Origin of the sequence: Leptospira ainlahdjerensis (assembly GCF_016919175.1) — a bacterium.
Taxonomy (GTDB): domain Bacteria; phylum Spirochaetota; class Leptospiria; order Leptospirales; family Leptospiraceae; genus Leptospira; species Leptospira ainlahdjerensis.
The window spans coordinates 1-728 of the sequence record NZ_JAFFPU010000062.1; the positions used below are offsets into that span (position 1 = coordinate 1).

Sequence of the window (728 nt, forward strand, 5' to 3'; positions counted from 1 at the left end):
ATAGATATCTCCATCAGGACGGTTCCAACGGTTTTTTTTAATTCCGCCGTAATAGCCGCTTTCTCGCGCTTTCCTTTCTAATACCTCGCGACTCCAATTTTCTTCTGCGGCTTCTTTCTCTAATTTATTTCTCAGTGTTAAATTGGATATGGATGCTAATATTCGGTAGTGACTCCAGCCAAGACGATAATCAAGGTTTTTGTTTCGATAGCTCTGATAAAATTTAAGCGCATAGTAGAGAGTTCTTCTGGAAAACCCTTCATCCAGTTGTCTTGATATCTTGTCCGAAATATCTTTCATCTTTTGTTTGCTCTTCGTATCCAGAACATCCGAACTAAATTCGCGGCTCAGTAAAGATCCGATTTTCAAATGAGCTTCTAATCGAAAACGATTACCGCCTTTATACGTGTTCTCTTTGAGGGCCGTAAAAATTAAGGAAATTTCTTCGGCTAAGGAGTTTGCTGTTTTTGATCTCAAAGTAAAAAGATATCCTTTGTTCCCATATCGACAGAACTGTTCAATATTTAAAGATCAATTTTCAAGGAGATGAGAAGTTCCTGATATGCGAACTTTCTCATATTGGTTTCACAAAGATAGAGTTAATGTTTAGCGCGCATTTAGTGGAAAAGAAAAATAATGTTTGAACGATCGCACCGCCGATCACAATTTTTCAGATTTTAATTTAAAAAGATTCAATTTGTGAATATTTGTTTTAGATATATTCACAA

The 728-nt window shown here is 36.0% G+C and carries 1 protein-coding gene; it reads right to left on the minus strand.

What is annotated here, in order from left to right:
- On the minus strand, positions 1 to 477 hold a 477-nt coding region (locus tag JWG45_RS15625), incomplete at its 3' end, for a DUF1016 N-terminal domain-containing protein (protein ID WP_232380714.1).
- Positions 478 to 728 lie beyond the last annotated feature (251 nt).